Below are 14,936 nucleotides of genomic sequence, written 5' to 3'. Positions count from 1 at the left end.
CCATCCTACCTCTTCCCTCTCACCAGTTCCCATAAAACAATCCCTGCAGCTACTGAAACATTCAATGAGTGTTTCATGCCAAACTGGGGTATTTCAATACAGCCATCGCATAGCTTCAATACTTCAGCATCAACGCCTTCAACTTCATTACCTAATACAATAGCCAACGGAAAAAAGTTGTCTGTCTTAAACTGATCCAGTGGTATACTTCCTTCCACCTGTTCTAATGCAAACACTTTATAGCCTTTTTCTTTCAGTTGTTGTACCGCTTCCAAAGTAGTGGGCAGGTGTATCCAGTCAATGGTTTCAGTGGCACCCAAAGCTGTTTTATGAATATCGCGATGAGGTGGCTGAGGGGTATAACCGCATAAACAGATACCTTCTACCAGAAAAGCATCTGCAGAACGAAACACACTTCCTACATTATGCATACTGCGGATATTATCGAGTACAACCATTACCTTGTTTTTTTCCGCTTCCTTAAATGCTGCCACCGATTTACGGCCCAGCTCTTCCATGCTTAGTTTTCGCATCCGGCAAAGGTAAACTCAACCATTCAAATAATGGTGATGGCCAATTGTAGCAGAATAAGTAAATTAACCGTCCTTTTTGACCATGGTGCATTGACTATAGACCATGGTCTGATAACCATAAACCAACCAATATGAGAAAATTAAACCGTTATGCCTGGTTACTGGCCCTGAGTATGCCAATGACTGCAATGGCGCAGGAGAAAGTCGACCTGGAGATGATGAAGAAAATCCGTGAAGAAGGATTACAACGTTCACAGGTAATGGACATAGCCTTCAATTTAACCGATAAAAGTGGTAACCGTCTTACCAATTCTGCCGGTTATGCCCGTGCCGCCAATTATGCAAAAGAAGCACTCACCGGCTGGGGCGTATCCAATGCCACGATCGACCCATGGGGTGAATTTGGTAAAGGATGGGATTTGGAAAAAATGTATGTAGCCGTAACTGCTCCTTATTATAAACCCATTCTTGCCTGGCCCAAAACATGGACCGCCGGAACAAAGGGTTTAAAAAATGGAGAGGTATTGGTGGTTACCGTTAAAGATTCTGCTCAGATTGAAGCATATAAGGGTCAGTTGAAAAATAAAATTCTGATTGTTGACCAGCTTACCGAATATAAACACAGTTTCAGGGCAGATGCAGTTCGTTATACAGATTCTCAGTTAGCCAGAATGGCGGCAGCAACACTTCCTCCTGCTAATCCTGCCGGACCCGGTGGCGGTGGTGGATTCAGGGGAACACCTAATCCTGCGGTAAGAGCATTGGCATTATTGAAAATGATGGCGCAGAAAGAAGGTGCTGTTGGTATGTTTACAACCAGCACACGTAACCACGACGGAACCATTTTTGCCCAGGGTGGCGGTGCTTATAAAGGAACAGATCCTGAGAATTTCCTTGATATGGCACTGGGTATTGAAGATTATAATACCATTTTACGTTTAGTTAAATCAGGTACCCCTGTTAAAATGGATGTAGATGTAAAAACAAAATTCCAGACCAAAGACCTGCAGGGTTATAATGTGATCGCTGAAATTCCTGGTACAGACCCAGCATTGAAAGATGAAATTGTAATGATTGGCGCCCACCTCGATTCATGGCAGTCAGGTACCGGTGCAACAGACAATGCTTCTGGTTCTGCTGTAATGATGGAAGCCATGCGTATCCTGAAAACATTGGGTGTTCAGCCCAAAAGAACCATCCGTATCGGTTTATGGAGTGGTGAAGAACAGGGCTTGCTGGGTTCACGCAATTATGTAAAGAAAACTTTTGCTGATCCGGCTACCATGCAGACTTTACCTGCACACGAAAAATTCTCCGCTTATTACAATATCGACAATGGTACCGGAAAAATTCGCGGTATTTATTTACAGGGTAATGCAGAGTGTAAAGCCATTTTCAGTGCATGGTTAGAACCTTTCAAAGATCTGGGTGCCACTACTGTAACCATCAGCAATACAGGCGGTACCGATCACCAGGCATTTGATGGTGTTGGATTACCAGGTTTCCAGTTTATACAGGATCCTATTGAATACGATACCCGTACACACCACAGCAATATGGATGTATATGATCACCTGATTGCAGATGATCTCAAACAAATAGCTACCATTGTAGCAGCCTTCACCTACAACACCGCCCAGCGCGATGCGAAGCTGCCACGTAAGGCTATGCCCAAACCAAGGAACTAGGTAATTGATGAATTTGAAAATGTGCTAATTTGAAAATTACAATATGGCATCTGATGGGCTTTTTGCTATGCAAAAAGCCCATTTTCATTTTCAAATTTTCAAATTAACTCATTTTCAAATTCTATATTTGCTCCTATGGCAAAATCCGCGGCTGACACACCTTTAATGCAACAACACAGGGCCATCAAACAGAAATATCCTGATGCCATTTTGTTGTTCAGGGTGGGAGATTTTTATGAGACTTTTGGAGAAGATGCCATAATTGCTTCGCGTGTATTGGGTATTACACTTACCAAAAGAAACAATGGCGCTGCCTCCTCCAGCGAATTAGCAGGTTTCCCGCATCATGCACTGGATACCTATTTACACAAACTGGTAAAAGCAGGTCATCGCGTAGCCATCTGCGACCAGTTGGAAGATCCCAAAACAGTAAAAGGTATTGTAAAAAGAGGTGTTACCGAAATGGTTACCCCCGGTGTGGCCACCAACGACAAACTACTCGACCAGGCCAGTAATAATTTTCTGGCCGCCATTCACTATACAGATACAGAAACAGGTATTGCTTTTCTAGATATCTCCACCGGGGAATTTTTTATTGCAGAAGGGAATGATGAATACATCGACAATCTCCTGCAGGGTCTTAAACCAGCCGAAGTTATTTTCCAGCGAAACTACCAGAAAGCTTTTAAAGAAACCCATGGCAACCGATTCTACACTTATACCATGGAGAGCTGGATATTTGATGAAGCTTTTACAACAGAAAGCTTACTCAAACATTTCCAAACCCATACCTTAAAAGGTTTTGGTGTAGAGCATTTATCAAAGGGACTTGTTGCGGCAGGTGCTATCTTATATTACCTGAAAGAAACAGAACATCCCAACCTGCAACACATCAGTTCCATTCAAAGAATTGAGCGGGATGATTTTTTATGGATGGATCGCTTCACCATCCGTAACCTCGAAATACTCAGCACCGGAACCGAAAACGGCAACAGCCTGCTGAAAGTAATAGATCATACCGTGAGTCCCATGGGTGCAAGGTTGTTGAGAAGATGGCTGATCTTTCCTTTAAAAGATGCTGTCAAAATCAGGGAAAGGCTCAATACGGTTGAATATTTTTTATTGCACACAGAAACACGCAAACAGCTTCTGCAGGCTATAGAACATTGTGGAGATATTGAGCGGCTGGTGGGTAAAGTACCCAATAAAAAAATAAACCCCAGAGAAGTATTACAACTGGCCAGAGGGTTACAGCAGGTGGCATCCATTAAAGAACATTGCAGTACAGCAACCGATCCTTTACTACTGCATGCGGCACAATTGTTAAACCCCTGCCCTTCGCTTATTGCATCTATCACTGCATCTTTAACAGATAATCCACCTGTTGCTGCTAATAAAGGTGAGGTATTCAGAGCGGGTGTTCATGCAGAGCTCGACCAGCTTCGGAACATAGCTACAGGCGGCAAAGAATTCCTCATCAACATACAACAGCGTGAGGCAGAAAGAACAGGTATTTCCTCTTTAAAAATCAGTTTCAATAATGTGTTTGGGTATTATCTTGAAGTAACCAACTCACATAAAAACAAAGTACCCGCAGACTGGATACGCAAACAAACGCTGGCCAATGCAGAACGGTATATCACACCTGAGTTAAAAGAATACGAAGAGAAGATTGTAGGTGCAGAAGATAAAATACTGGCCATTGAGCTGGAACTATATGATCTTTTATTACAGGACCTTCAACCCCATATTGCCGCCATACAGCAGAATGCACAGGTACTGGCACAATTAGATTGCCTGATTTCTTTTGCAGAAACAGCTTTGCTCTATCAATATAAAAAACCGGAACTACATGAAGGGCATGTACTCGATTTAAAAGACAGTCGCCATCCTGTTATCGAAAGAAATCTTCCACCGGGAGAAACCTATATTACCAACGATATTATTTTAGATCCTTCAGCACAACAGATCATCATTCTTACAGGACCCAATATGAGTGGTAAGAGTGCCATTCTCCGACAGACTGCACTCATTACTTTGATGACACATATCGGAAGTTTTGTACCTGCTTCCGTTGCCAAAGTACCACTTACCGATAAAATTTTTACCCGTGTGGGTGCCAGTGATAACCTGAGTGGTGGTGAATCTACTTTTATGGTAGAGATGAATGAAACGGCCAGTATCATTAATAATATTTCGGGCAGAAGCCTGGTATTGCTCGATGAAATTGGAAGAGGCACTTCAACCTACGATGGTATATCCATTGCCTGGAGTATTGTAGAATATTTACACGGCTCTACACATGCCCCCAAAACTTTATTTGCCACACACTATCACGAACTGAATGAACTGGAAGAGAAATTACCCCGCGTAAAAAACTTTCATGTAACCAATAAAGAAGTAGGCAATAAAATCATTTTCCTCCGTAAACTGGCGCCGGGTGGCAGTACACATAGTTTTGGTATTCACGTGGCCAAGATGGCGGGCATGCCTCCTGAACTGATTCAGAGAGCCAATGAAATTTTGGTACAACTGGAGGAGAAACATGTTGATGAAAGTCCGGAAGACAGAAAGACCGGAAGTCAGAAAGAGAGATTACAGCAGGCTGTTAAAGAAATCAGTGGCCCGAAGATGCAGCTCTCTATTTTTGATGCACACTCGGAAACCTTTGACGATATCCGCAAAACACTCAACGAAATCGATATCAACAGACTCACACCTGTAGAAGCCTTGATGAAGCTGAATGAGATAAAGGAAAAATTGAAATAGTCAATGGTCAATGGTCAATGGTCAATGGTCAATGGTCAATAATGAAAACTTTGTTACAAGTGAGATTATTGCTTACTCAAAAAACATTTTTCACTCACGCTTGACCATTGACCATTCACGACTACAAATATCCCGTCCACCATCTTTTATTATGCATTTTAAACGTATCGTATCGTTTGCATAAGGGGTAAAGACCTGCTACTACTGCAATCCATATCAGGTATACTATTGGTAAAGTGAATCCGAAGTCATTGGGTCGGAAAGCAAAATTACCGGCTGCCATATCGCTAAGAGGTCTGCCTGTAGCAAAGAACGCAACAATGCAAAGCACATGAATGGTAAAGAAATGCAGTAGGTAATAAAACATCGGTACGCGACCATAAACGCTTACCACATTTGTCCAGCCAGCTTTTACTTTTTCGAGCCAGATCAATAATAACAAAGCCGGACCTAATGTCATACACAAATACAATAAGGAAGGCGGGTATTTGGTTACGTTGAAGAAAGAGATAATCGTCATGGTATTATCTTTCTGTGTAGACCATGGTACGAGATCACCATATACATTGAGCCAGCGAAGTACAAAAAAAGCTGCAATGGTAGTTAATCCCCATCCAAGTAATAAACGTTTGCGTTTGGCAGCATCAAATTCTTTTACATACCATGCACCCATACAATAACCCAGCAACATTACTCCCGGCCAGGGTATCAGTGGATATAACACAGCAAAAAATCTTCCTTCTGCATAACTGGTAAACATTTGCTGGTGAAAGAAAGCATGCCAGAAAGGAATTTCATTCATGTTATTGTAATTGAAACCATCGAGCATATTATGTCCGGCCACCATTACAATACCTATGATAAACAGTACACGCAAAGGCAGGTACAATAAGAAAGATAAAATAACCATCGACAACCCAATGACCCAGATTACCTGTAAGCCGATAAAACGATAGAGCGGATCGAATACAATCAAAAAATTAATGACCACTATTTCCAGTACCATCAAAAACAATCCACGTTTTAACAGGAAAGAAGACAATTCTTTTTTGGTCTTCTTCTGTCCGGATAAAAAAGCGGATGTACCCGATAAGAAAACAAAAATGGGTGCACAGTAATGTGTAATCCAGCGGGTAAAAAATAAAGTAGGTGTGGTGGTATTCAGGTTGGTAGGATCTTCTACCATGGCTGAGATATGAAAGAAATCGCGCACATGGTCAAGTGCCATGATGATCATAACGAGTCCGCGGAGGATATCAATGGAAGATATTCTCCATTTTTCGGCAGTTAGGTTATTGGTCATTGTTAGGGTTTGAGGAAAAGATACGAATTAAAATTATTCGTTATCATACTACATAGGATGGAAATCCAGTCCGGGGAAATGAAATGTCTGAATCTTAAACGAATTCAGCCATAAACAAAAAAGTCCCAGCTTATGTAGCTGAGACTTTCTGCGGACCGGACGGGACTCGAACCCGTCCCCACAATACTGTGGGGATGACAGGCCGGCATTCTTTATTTGAATTGGGTTACAATATTTTTAGGAAGTGTAATCAAAGCCTGTATCCTTTCAATGGTAGCTTTTTTCATGTTTTTCTCCCGAACCAATGCTTCTTTTTTTGAGCTCATTTTTTCAACATAAACCAGCTTCCAGGGTGTTTTTGCTGCAGTATAGTGAGATTCTTTATTGTTATGTTGTTCAAGCCTTTGCAAAGGATTTTCTGTAAATCCCTTGTAAAAACTACCATCCTTCAGACTTTGTATGATATAAACATAATAGGCCATAAACAAAAAAGTCCCAGCTTATGTAGCTGAGACTTTCTGCGGACCGGACGGGACTCGTCAAATACGCTAAAACCATTACTGGGACTATGCTTGTATTTTGTGGGTGTGGTAGATTCTGGAGCTTACCATTCCCAATATTCTATTTAAAGAGCTACTGTTGTGCTTTAAACCGGGCCCTCAAATCATGTAACTGGTTCTCCAGATCATCGAGTTGCTTAAGGGGGTCTTTCTCCTTTGCTTTTCTTGGCGCCTTGCCTAATAAGAGCCAATTCAGATTATATCCATACACTTGGTGAAGCATGACTATCGTTCTGAACGTAGGGTATCGTCTACCGCTCTTGAATTGCGAATGGACCTGCTGTACTTCACCGATGCTTTCCATTATCTTCTTGTATTCGCCTACCTCCTTAAACTCCTGCTCAATGGCTTCCAAGACTCTTTCGCGGACCGTATCTTCGATTGATTTGCTCATATTACCAGTTATCAGTTGTTTCCTGTTTTAGAGCCATTTTTGCTTTTGCTATTATCGCCTTGAGTTGAGTATCGCATTTTTCAAAAATCTCTTTAGCGTTGGGAACATTTGCATAACCATCAATGGAAGACTGTCTGCCTGGAGTGGCCGGATGTTCTATGAAAATATCTGTAAGCTGAATGCGGGCCCTATTATTTTTTAAAGAGAGCTTTGTCTGAAACCAAACCTTAATGACCATGGTTGACGTTTTATGAAAGTTCCAGTTGACATCGAAATATCCCTTACCAATCAATTCTCCAGACTCTTTGTCATCTATCTGTATTACATCCTTACCAGAGTTGAACTCACTAACAATAAATTTTTTGCCTCGCATATATAGCTGATCCTTCGATGCACTATCCAAAGTGATTATTTCTGTATAGTTAACTTTCCCATCCCGCATTGGCATTATGCCCTCGAATAAATTTTGAGCGCGCGTAACTGTCGGTAATAACAGTATGGCTAAAAGCAGTCTTTTCATAACTACTGTTTTGATGTTAAGGATTGAAGTTGTTTTATAATGTTGTCTTTTTGTTCAATGGTCTGATTTTTCTCTGCTATAATTGATTTCAGAAGTTCAATCTGACTCTCGTCTCCTCTTCCTATTCGGCGGTAATCTTCATCATCCTCATCGTCATCAAAACCGGCTTTTTCCCATTCTCTTTCTTCAAAAATGTGCTTTACTTTTTCCCAGTCTTCATTGGCCATGTTTCTGAGATAATTCATTAACAGCACCCAGGATAACATTGTAACACTCCGGTCCCCTCTTTCCATTCGTAACATAAGGTCTTTGGATCGCTGAATACGTTTTCCAAATGTCTCATGTGATATATCTAAAGCCTTACGGACCTCTTTTATTACAAAACGAGCAGCATGAAAAGGAAAGTCCACATCGTGTACATTTTTGTTCCCACCTGAAACCGTTTTTTGTGAAACAAACCATTCGGGGATCGGCTCTTTCCCATGTAAAAGCCATTCTGGAGAAACTCCATTCAAAGCCCCTATTTGTTCTGCCCGGTTCCGGGGCAAACCATTATCCCCCCTTATAATTCTACTTAACTGAGATGGCTCCATGTCTATTTTAAGGGCTAACTGCCTGGCAGACATCCAGTTATAGTGATTCATAAAGGACTTTAGTCTTAAAGCCTGTTCTTTCCAGATTTCCTCTTTTTCAGCCATGTGGATAAATATGTTCAAAAAAAGTAGTCATTGATACATTTTTTGTCAAAACTGTGAATATATTTGTACACAGATACAAAAACAAAACAAATCTAATGCAAAAAACTGGACAAAACCAAGATATACGACCTGCGAGTTCACGCAGGTTAACGAAATACGGATTGTTCTACATCCCCGAAAGTTCATCTCGGTATTCTTCAACAAGTGAAACAGAAGAGTTTGAAAACGGCGCAGCAGAAAGAGAAGCGTCAGACCGATGGACTGAACATCAATCAGAAATGCAATTATTGGAACAAACAATATAACCCCACGTACTATGAGCGTAACAACATCAATCAGCAAAGAATACCTCGAGGCTTTAAAGAAGAAAGGACTCTACGAGGGTAGCGACAATGCAAAACTGTCGAAACTGTCAAAAGAAGCTGAATTGCGAAATGGCAAAGGTTACTCTGCAGAGCAGATGAGGAACTTTCTTACCCGCCAATACTCCTGCACTACTGATGTAGTCAACCTGATCACAAGTTACTACGTGAACAAGGAAGAGCTGCACGAGGAAATCAAGCAAAGACAAGCCAACCTAATTAATCAATTCAATTAGCATCTATGAAGTTCACATTTCAATACCAGGTGCCTGATAAACACTTACAACACTCAGATGTCAGAGCCGTGCTGAACGTACATGCAGAAGTATTAAACATCGGTACTGAAAGGGTAACGCCCTTCATTCATAGTGTATCTACCACAGGCCCTATTGCCCTTTGGAATCTAAAAGGTTCAGAAGAGTTGTTCAGCGACGTAGCAAATGCAGCAATCGCAGTGGCTGAATTAAACAGCGTAAACGCACTTATTAATCAAGCAATCAAAAGCGATGAGTAAAAAAGTGAAAATCGTACCAATGCCTGCTGGTGCCATCATGCACATGATAGCTAAAATGGTGAAAGCTAACCCTTACATGAGGCACCCAGTTTCAATGGAAGACCTGCTTCGTGCAAAAGACATCTATTTCAGAGTAGCTGCAAAACTCAATTAACCATGAGCGAATTACTTACACTGATACAGCAACAGCATAAGAAGATTGACAATCTCGAAAAGATAATCGGCGATCTGGCTAAGCTGATCTTAAAAAACAAGGTAGATGATACCTGGGTGGATGAAACAACTGCTGCAGGTATGTTAGGTTATAAGGATGGAAGAACTCTTCGCAAAGCAGTAAAAGCAGGATCAATCTCAATTGCATTCAGAAACACTAAGGGCAAGAACTGGCAATATAGTCGTAAGGCCTTACTGAATTATAAAACTCAAACAAGTACAAGTGCATAGTATGGAAAAGCTAAAAATCATTGAATCGCTAAACGACCTGATCAAGTTGGCTCAGGATACATGGCCTCACGGTCTTGCTGAGAAATTTCCGGCGGTCAGTAATGCTATTAAAACCAGAGACAAACTGATTGATGAATTCAGAAGCAGTCCAGTCTCTGTTGAAGATGTCAAGGGTTAGTATTAAAAGTCCGGACGGGGATTTCTATCCCTGTCCCTTTAAAAAGTCACTCAATTTTTTATATAAAACAAAACAAAATGCCTTTATTAAAAGCAAATGAAGCACTACCTGAGAGATCAGTAGTGATCGGGTACTATGGAGAACCCGGCGTAAAGAAAACCTCCATTGCTCACACAGCAGAAGAACCATTACTTATTGACTTCGATCGTGGTGTGGCACGTAGTTGGGGCCGTAAGGATGTAATCATTGTTGACGATTGGCAGGAAGTATTAAAGTACGAGCAGGAAGGCCTGTTCGGAAAATACAAAACAATCGTCATCGATACTGCCAAAGCTGCACTGGACGACTTCCTGATGGTCCATGTTGTAAAACAGGACTATAAATTAGGTAAGAATAAACTGCAGGCCTATGGTGCTATCGGGGATGAATTTAAACGCTTCCTCAATGCACGTAGAGCAGAGAATGTAGATGTGATCATCATTGCTCACGCAAAGAAAGATGAAGACACTAAAAAAGTGATCCCGGATGTAACCGGCCAGAGCTACAACCTGATGCTCAGAGTGGCTGATCAGATCGGTTTTGTTTCCACAAAGAATAACCAGTCAGTTATCCAATGGTCGCCCACAGATACGACGGTTGGAAAGAACACCGCAAATCTCCCGGAAGCCATCATTCCGGATAAATCTGCCACTGAATTCAAAACATTCATGTCTGATATCATCAAGGGAGTAAAGACTGCAATTGCTGCCATGTCAGAAGAGCAAAGGGAAGCAATGTTACAGATTGAAAAATACAACAACCTGGTTGGGGAAGCCACTTCCTTTGAATCCTTAAAGCCAATTGTTGAACAGGTTGCAACCCTGCCCAAATCTTTGATCGTTCAACTGCTGAATACCGTTCGTGAGAAAGCGAGAACACTTGTAGCTGACATCACAGAAGTGGGCAAGCTTAATGAAGCATTGCAGTTCTTTCAGACTGCCCCCATGCAGCTCACAAAGCCTGATCAGGATGCAATCAAAAAGATTCAGGATGCCAACAAATGGACTTTTGATAAGGTGAATAAGCTGTTTCTCGCCCCCGCTCCCGTAGCTGCGACAGCACACCCAACTGATAATGATCCTGGGCTGAAAAATGCAATCCCCGGAGAAACATTCACTGATCAACCACCTGTTGTAGTTGCAGATTTCTGATAACCAATTTCCTCACACAAAAAAATCAACATGTCAACTATAACAATCATATCCCCTTCTAAAATAAAAGAGGGGGAGGCGCAGAGTGTAACAGCGGATCTAACCAAGTTTGATCTTGCTAAAGCTGCTAAAGAATCAGTGGTTCAGCACCTTTCTACATTCTTAGATATTAAGGACGAAGCAACTGCCACACTTGCGCTGCAAGCTGCCAAGGATGCCAATGATACCATCAAGGCTATCGATGATAAGAAAGAGCAGTTATACAGGCCTTTCAAAACAGCATCGGACGAAATCAGCAAGTATCACAAAGAATTGGTTACCCCTATATCAGTTAAGATAGCTGAAGTGAAAGCTGCGGTCCTGAAATTCCAGCAGGAAGAAAAAAAGCGCCTGCATCAGGAAATGGTTACAGCCCGTCAGGGTCAGTTGGCGCAGTTGGGTTTCACACCTAATGGCGACAGTGCAGCTTTCGTTCGAGATGGTATTGGTACCGTAACCAACAGGGAGATTGAGAATACAGACCCTGTTGTATGGAATAATCTGATTGCATCCTATAGCGAACAGATCACCCGGATTAACTCCCAACAAGCTGCTCTGATTACCGAGGAAATGGAACTGCTTAATGCTTTTGGTAGTGAAGAAGATGTGAAGGAAGTAGAACAAAAAGTTGAAGCGCTGAAAACAACTGTATCTGCACCATCCTATGTTCCTACTGGTACTTCATTTAAGGCAAAGGGTACAACCAAGCGTTGGGTATTCGAGATCAAAGATATAGCCCAGGTTCCCCGTGAATATTTGATCGTTGATGAGTCAGCAATCAGAAAAGCTATCACTGGAGGTGTTCGTGAAATACCAGGTGTAGAGATCAAAGAAGATGAGTCAATCAGGCTCATATAATTCAATCATCAGGATAAGTCCCTGATGGCAGGGCTTATCCATAAAACAGAACTCATGTATAGAATATCAGCTACTACGCTTGAATCCTTCCGGAGGTTTATGGATGCTACAACACCCTATGACACCGAAGCAAACCTGATCGCTACACTCAAAGGAGAGTTCAAGGGTAACGATAAAACAAAAACAGGTAGTGCATACCATAAGATCCTTGAAGGTGACTACATGGTCCATGAAAACATCGTATCAGTAACGGCTGAAAAAATGCTGTGGGCTTTTACCATGGAGCAGGCCTTACCCGGAATCAATTATCATGCTTCGCACCCACTCATGACACATGAGGTGCCAGTAGATAAAGTGTATCACACGCCACAATTTGGGCCCATACAAATTACTGGCCGTGTTGACGGACTCGAGGGACGAATGGTGCATGATGGAAAAACAAAATTCAGATCGGTTTCACCAGATGATTATCTGCCGAGTGTTCAATGGAAGTTATACCTCGATATGCTTGATCTGGACGAATTCCAATACGATGTATTCGAAGTGAAAGGTTTTAAATCCCTTCCTGTACAATCACCGGTTGTATTGCCCGATGTCAGCTTCATTGCCCATGATCCTATCCCCTGTCTGCGATATGATGGCATGCAGGATCAGATCATCACACTGATCAGCGACTTTCTTGATTATATCGAAAACAGGCAATTCTGGAACTATCTCAAACCTGCATTAAATCAACCCGAACTGGATTTTTAAACCCCGCGATTCAGAATGCAAAAACCAACCAACACAAAACTGTCCTGGGTGAGTTATACCCCGACAATTGATCAGATGCTCGTGGCATTTGAGAACAATAAGAACCGGACTGGAGAGAAAGTAACATTCTCACCTGAGGTTAAAGTGAAAAGGGAAACAGATACGCTATACATCCACGAGATTAAGAGAATCAAAGATAGGCTCGTAGTTATCGTTGAAGTTTACTCCCCTTCCACCGGCAGCGATAAAGCCCCCATGCCGCTGCAATCTCTGAGCGATACTGCTCAACGAGCCATCTACACCAGACTATCAACCAATCAATCATCATCAAACAATCAAAACAAATGAAAATTTTATTTTTCGACACCGAGACTATTGGTCTGCCAAAAGACTACAAAGCATCCTATGAGGATGTAGAGAAATGGCCACGCATTATGTCACTTGCTTGGGAGCTTGCTGACGAAAACGGGACAGTAGAATCATCCAACTACTCAATGATTAAACCAGATGGATGGGTGGTACCAGCAGAAAAATTCTGGATAGATAACGGTTATTCAACTGAGCGTAGCGAAAAAGAAGGTTTACCGATTTTGGAAGTATTAACCTCCTTCATGGCTGATATTGTAGTGACTGACGTACTTGTTGCTCACAACCTGAATTTTGACCATCGCATTACCTGGGCAGAACTTATTCGTGCCGGCATTACCCCAAGAAGTGGATTGCATAAAATAGATACAATGATTAAAGCAACCAGTCATTGTAAAATACCTAACCCAAAAGGAAGCGGATACAAATGGCCAAAGCTGGAAGAAATGTATCGCAGTTTGTTTGGTAAAGACTTCGAAGGTGCACACAATGCACTTGCAGATGTGCAGGCATGTAGAGAAGGCTTTTTCGAACTTGTAAGGCTTGGAGTTATCCAACTGCCAGATCTCGCAACCCTTTAAAAAAAAGTGGAGCAACAGTTAAGAACCAGGGCAGCCGCTGAGAAAACGTTTGCGAAAGCTATTGAAAGCCTGTCCTACACAAATAGCAAATGGAGTGTCTTTGAAGACTTCCTCGATTACAGTCTGCTAATGCTCCGGTGGCAGGATTTAAAGCCGGAGCACTTCGCAGAACTGGAGAAAAAATATCCTAAAAAGGAACACCAACAGCTCTTTGCAGAGGCCTATGTAGCAATTGCCGATATAGCCAATAATGATGGTGCCGGGTTTCATGATCCATTCGGAGATTATTTCATGGAACACTTTGGTAACAAGTTCAAGGGGCAGTTTTTTACCCCGGAAACGATTACAGATTTCATGGCCGCTATCACTATTGACGATGATATACCGGACGGGAAAGATGTCTGCGATCCAGCGTGTGGTTCTGGTCGGACGTTATTATCCGCTGCTAAGATTAACAGAAGGTTGGTGTTTTATGGCTCAGACATCGATCTGAATTGCTGCAAAATGACAGTCATTAACATGATGCTGAACAGCATGAAAGGAGAAGTGGCTTGGATGAATTCGATAACAATGGAACACTGGAAGAGCTGGCATATCTCGAGAGTTCCCTACGGAAGCCATCTTATTCCTTGCTATTACGAGTCTGGCCCAGGACAAACACGATTTGTGCAAAGGTTAAAGGAAACGATGAAGGCTGAGGGGGTGGAAACAGTTGAAGCCCTGAAAGTCAACAAGCGAAACCAAATACAATTATTCTAAATCTTAAGAAATCGAATAGCATGAAGTTTTTCAAACCCAAAAAAACAATCACAAGAGGTGGCATCCCATTGCTAATCAGGTGGAACCTGTTTGAATGCAAAGCATTCAGTGTTAAGATACACAAGCTCATTTCCTCCGACCATAGCTGTATGCACGATCACCCATGGGCCTTTATCACTTTCCTGATGTGGGGTTCCTATGTAGAGCATACTCCGAAAGGATCAAGGATTTATGGCCGGTGGTCAATTCTGTACCGGCATGCGAAATACACCCACCGTCTGGAGATACATCAGCCAGTCTGGACGTTCGTAATCACATTCAGGAAGTGCCGTGTATGGGGTTTTAAAACACCCCGGGGATGGATCAACTGGAGAAGGTTCGATGATACCAACACCTGCGAATAATTATTCAATCACTTCAAATAACA

At 42.0% G+C, this 14,936-nt stretch carries 21 protein-coding genes; 15 read left to right on the top strand and 6 right to left on the bottom strand.

Features of this window, described 5'->3' with window-relative positions; genetic code table 11:
- Positions 1–5: 5 nt before the first annotated feature.
- Positions 6–533: an RNA methyltransferase gene (locus ACH3Z1_RS10170; protein WP_490821823.1), complete on the bottom strand. Its 528-nt coding sequence runs from the start codon at positions 531–533 to the stop codon at positions 6–8.
- 131 nt (positions 534–664) lie between these two features.
- On the opposite strand from ACH3Z1_RS10170, the gene ACH3Z1_RS10165 reads away from it, so the two are divergent.
- Both ACH3Z1_RS10165 and mutS read left to right on the top strand, forming a co-directional pair.
- The gene (locus ACH3Z1_RS10165) at positions 665–2,221 is read left to right on the top strand and encodes a M28 family metallopeptidase (RefSeq protein ID WP_490821822.1); all 1,557 of its coding nucleotides are present in this window, start codon (positions 665–667) and stop codon (positions 2,219–2,221) included.
- Positions 2,222–2,356: 135 nt separating this feature from the next.
- Complete coding sequence (gene mutS, locus ACH3Z1_RS10160) at positions 2,357–4,990, top strand: DNA mismatch repair protein MutS (RefSeq protein ID WP_490821821.1); 2,634 nt, start codon at positions 2,357–2,359, stop codon at positions 4,988–4,990.
- Between the two features lie 121 nt (positions 4,991–5,111).
- On the opposite strand, the gene ACH3Z1_RS10155 is transcribed toward mutS, so the two are convergent.
- The 5 genes from ACH3Z1_RS10155 to ACH3Z1_RS10135 all read right to left on the bottom strand — a co-directional run bounded on the left by ACH3Z1_RS10155 (position 5,112) and on the right by ACH3Z1_RS10135 (position 8,465).
- Entirely contained in the window at positions 5,112–6,293 is a 1,182-nt protein-coding gene (locus ACH3Z1_RS10155) for an acetyltransferase domain-containing protein (protein ID WP_490821820.1), read from the bottom strand.
- A 212-nt stretch (positions 6,294–6,505) separates the two neighbouring features.
- Complete coding sequence (locus tag ACH3Z1_RS10150) at positions 6,506–6,775, bottom strand: GIY-YIG nuclease family protein (RefSeq protein ID WP_490821819.1); 270 nt, start codon at positions 6,773–6,775, stop codon at positions 6,506–6,508.
- Between the two features lie 151 nt (positions 6,776–6,926).
- Positions 6,927–7,247, bottom strand: coding sequence for a hypothetical protein (locus ACH3Z1_RS10145; protein WP_490821818.1), 321 nt, complete (start codon positions 7,245–7,247; stop codon positions 6,927–6,929).
- 1 nt (position 7,248) lies between these two features.
- Positions 7,249–7,767, bottom strand: a complete 519-nt coding sequence (locus ACH3Z1_RS10140; protein ID WP_490821817.1) for a DUF4468 domain-containing protein — start codon at positions 7,765–7,767, stop codon at positions 7,249–7,251.
- Positions 7,768–7,769: 2 nt separating this feature from the next.
- Positions 7,770–8,465, bottom strand: a complete 696-nt coding sequence (locus ACH3Z1_RS10135) for a helix-turn-helix domain-containing protein (protein WP_490821816.1) — start codon at positions 8,463–8,465, stop codon at positions 7,770–7,772.
- A 95-nt stretch (positions 8,466–8,560) separates the two neighbouring features.
- Between ACH3Z1_RS10135 and ACH3Z1_RS10130 the strand changes: the two genes are divergently transcribed.
- The 13 genes from ACH3Z1_RS10130 (at position 8,561) to ACH3Z1_RS10070 (ending at position 14,913) form a co-directional block, all read left to right on the top strand.
- A complete protein-coding gene (locus ACH3Z1_RS10130) occupies positions 8,561–8,770 on the top strand; it encodes a hypothetical protein (protein ID WP_490821815.1) in 210 nt (69 codons plus the stop codon).
- An 11-nt stretch (positions 8,771–8,781) separates the two neighbouring features.
- On the top strand, positions 8,782–9,063 hold the full coding sequence (locus ACH3Z1_RS10125; RefSeq protein WP_490821814.1) for a hypothetical protein: 282 nt from the start codon (positions 8,782–8,784) through the stop codon (positions 9,061–9,063).
- Between the two features lie 5 nt (positions 9,064–9,068).
- Entirely contained in the window at positions 9,069–9,341 is a 273-nt protein-coding gene (locus ACH3Z1_RS10120) for a hypothetical protein (RefSeq protein ID WP_490821813.1), read from the top strand.
- Positions 9,334–9,495 carry a hypothetical protein gene (locus ACH3Z1_RS10115; RefSeq protein ID WP_490821812.1) on the top strand — a complete coding sequence of 54 codons (162 nt, stop codon included), beginning with the start codon at positions 9,334–9,336 and terminating at the stop codon, positions 9,493–9,495. The genes ACH3Z1_RS10120 and ACH3Z1_RS10115 overlap by 8 nt, the downstream gene beginning before the upstream one ends.
- A 2-nt stretch (positions 9,496–9,497) precedes the next feature.
- The gene (locus tag ACH3Z1_RS10110) at positions 9,498–9,785 is read left to right on the top strand and encodes a hypothetical protein (RefSeq protein WP_490821811.1); all 288 of its coding nucleotides are present in this window, start codon (positions 9,498–9,500) and stop codon (positions 9,783–9,785) included.
- A gap of 1 nt (position 9,786) precedes the next feature.
- Complete coding sequence (locus ACH3Z1_RS10105; RefSeq protein ID WP_490821810.1) at positions 9,787–9,963, top strand: hypothetical protein; 177 nt, start codon at positions 9,787–9,789, stop codon at positions 9,961–9,963.
- Positions 9,964–10,040: 77 nt separating this feature from the next.
- Complete coding sequence (locus ACH3Z1_RS10100) at positions 10,041–11,153, top strand: ATP-binding protein (RefSeq protein ID WP_490821809.1); 1,113 nt, start codon at positions 10,041–10,043, stop codon at positions 11,151–11,153.
- A gap of 30 nt (positions 11,154–11,183) precedes the next feature.
- Complete coding sequence (locus tag ACH3Z1_RS10095; RefSeq protein WP_490821808.1) at positions 11,184–12,050, top strand: hypothetical protein; 867 nt, start codon at positions 11,184–11,186, stop codon at positions 12,048–12,050.
- A 54-nt stretch (positions 12,051–12,104) separates the two neighbouring features.
- Positions 12,105–12,803, top strand: coding sequence for a hypothetical protein (locus tag ACH3Z1_RS10090; protein WP_490821807.1), 699 nt, complete (start codon positions 12,105–12,107; stop codon positions 12,801–12,803).
- A gap of 15 nt (positions 12,804–12,818) precedes the next feature.
- Positions 12,819–13,151 carry a hypothetical protein gene (locus tag ACH3Z1_RS10085; RefSeq protein WP_490821806.1) on the top strand — a complete coding sequence of 111 codons (333 nt, stop codon included), beginning with the start codon at positions 12,819–12,821 and terminating at the stop codon, positions 13,149–13,151.
- Positions 13,148–13,750 (top strand): 3'-5' exonuclease, encoded by a 603-nt coding sequence (locus ACH3Z1_RS10080; RefSeq protein WP_490821805.1) that lies wholly within the window; start codon positions 13,148–13,150, stop codon positions 13,748–13,750. The genes ACH3Z1_RS10085 and ACH3Z1_RS10080 overlap by 4 nt, the downstream gene beginning before the upstream one ends.
- A 6-nt stretch (positions 13,751–13,756) precedes the next feature.
- The gene (locus ACH3Z1_RS10075) at positions 13,757–14,509 is read left to right on the top strand and encodes an N-6 DNA methylase (RefSeq protein ID WP_490821804.1); all 753 of its coding nucleotides are present in this window, start codon (positions 13,757–13,759) and stop codon (positions 14,507–14,509) included.
- Positions 14,510–14,529: 20 nt separating this feature from the next.
- Complete coding sequence (locus ACH3Z1_RS10070) at positions 14,530–14,913, top strand: hypothetical protein (RefSeq protein WP_490821803.1); 384 nt, start codon at positions 14,530–14,532, stop codon at positions 14,911–14,913.
- Positions 14,914–14,936 lie beyond the last annotated feature (23 nt).

The organism is Sediminibacterium sp. FW305-C-49 (assembly GCF_058231085.1).
The sequence above is the reverse complement of the archived record's forward strand: the minus strand, read 5'-3'. Positions and strand labels throughout refer to the sequence as shown.

What these genes read in the sequence shown, in the direction of transcription:
- ACH3Z1_RS10170 (WP_490821823.1), bottom strand. Translation starts at nt 533, where the DNA reads ATGCGAAAACTAAGCATGGAAGAGCTGGGCCGTAAATCGGTGGCAGCA.
- ACH3Z1_RS10165 (WP_490821822.1), top strand. Translation starts at nt 665, where the DNA reads ATGAGAAAATTAAACCGTTATGCCTGGTTACTGGCCCTGAGTATGCCA.
- mutS (WP_490821821.1), top strand. Translation starts at nt 2,357, where the DNA reads ATGGCAAAATCCGCGGCTGACACACCTTTAATGCAACAACACAGGGCC.
- ACH3Z1_RS10155 (WP_490821820.1), bottom strand. Translation starts at nt 6,293, where the DNA reads ATGACCAATAACCTAACTGCCGAAAAATGGAGAATATCTTCCATTGAT.
- ACH3Z1_RS10150 (WP_490821819.1), bottom strand. Translation starts at nt 6,775, where the DNA reads ATGGCCTATTATGTTTATATCATACAAAGTCTGAAGGATGGTAGTTTT.
- ACH3Z1_RS10145 (WP_490821818.1), bottom strand. Translation starts at nt 7,247, where the DNA reads ATGAGCAAATCAATCGAAGATACGGTCCGCGAAAGAGTCTTGGAAGCC.
- ACH3Z1_RS10140 (WP_490821817.1), bottom strand. Translation starts at nt 7,767, where the DNA reads ATGAAAAGACTGCTTTTAGCCATACTGTTATTACCGACAGTTACGCGC.
- ACH3Z1_RS10135 (WP_490821816.1), bottom strand. Translation starts at nt 8,465, where the DNA reads ATGGCTGAAAAAGAGGAAATCTGGAAAGAACAGGCTTTAAGACTAAAG.
- ACH3Z1_RS10130 (WP_490821815.1), top strand. Translation starts at nt 8,561, where the DNA reads ATGCAAAAAACTGGACAAAACCAAGATATACGACCTGCGAGTTCACGC.
- ACH3Z1_RS10125 (WP_490821814.1), top strand. Translation starts at nt 8,782, where the DNA reads ATGAGCGTAACAACATCAATCAGCAAAGAATACCTCGAGGCTTTAAAG.
- ACH3Z1_RS10120 (WP_490821813.1), top strand. Translation starts at nt 9,069, where the DNA reads ATGAAGTTCACATTTCAATACCAGGTGCCTGATAAACACTTACAACAC.
- ACH3Z1_RS10115 (WP_490821812.1), top strand. Translation starts at nt 9,334, where the DNA reads ATGAGTAAAAAAGTGAAAATCGTACCAATGCCTGCTGGTGCCATCATG.
- ACH3Z1_RS10110 (WP_490821811.1), top strand. Translation starts at nt 9,498, where the DNA reads ATGAGCGAATTACTTACACTGATACAGCAACAGCATAAGAAGATTGAC.
- ACH3Z1_RS10105 (WP_490821810.1), top strand. Translation starts at nt 9,787, where the DNA reads ATGGAAAAGCTAAAAATCATTGAATCGCTAAACGACCTGATCAAGTTG.
- ACH3Z1_RS10100 (WP_490821809.1), top strand. Translation starts at nt 10,041, where the DNA reads ATGCCTTTATTAAAAGCAAATGAAGCACTACCTGAGAGATCAGTAGTG.
- ACH3Z1_RS10095 (WP_490821808.1), top strand. Translation starts at nt 11,184, where the DNA reads ATGTCAACTATAACAATCATATCCCCTTCTAAAATAAAAGAGGGGGAG.
- ACH3Z1_RS10090 (WP_490821807.1), top strand. Translation starts at nt 12,105, where the DNA reads ATGTATAGAATATCAGCTACTACGCTTGAATCCTTCCGGAGGTTTATG.
- ACH3Z1_RS10085 (WP_490821806.1), top strand. Translation starts at nt 12,819, where the DNA reads ATGCAAAAACCAACCAACACAAAACTGTCCTGGGTGAGTTATACCCCG.
- ACH3Z1_RS10080 (WP_490821805.1), top strand. Translation starts at nt 13,148, where the DNA reads ATGAAAATTTTATTTTTCGACACCGAGACTATTGGTCTGCCAAAAGAC.
- ACH3Z1_RS10070 (WP_490821803.1), top strand. Translation starts at nt 14,530, where the DNA reads ATGAAGTTTTTCAAACCCAAAAAAACAATCACAAGAGGTGGCATCCCA.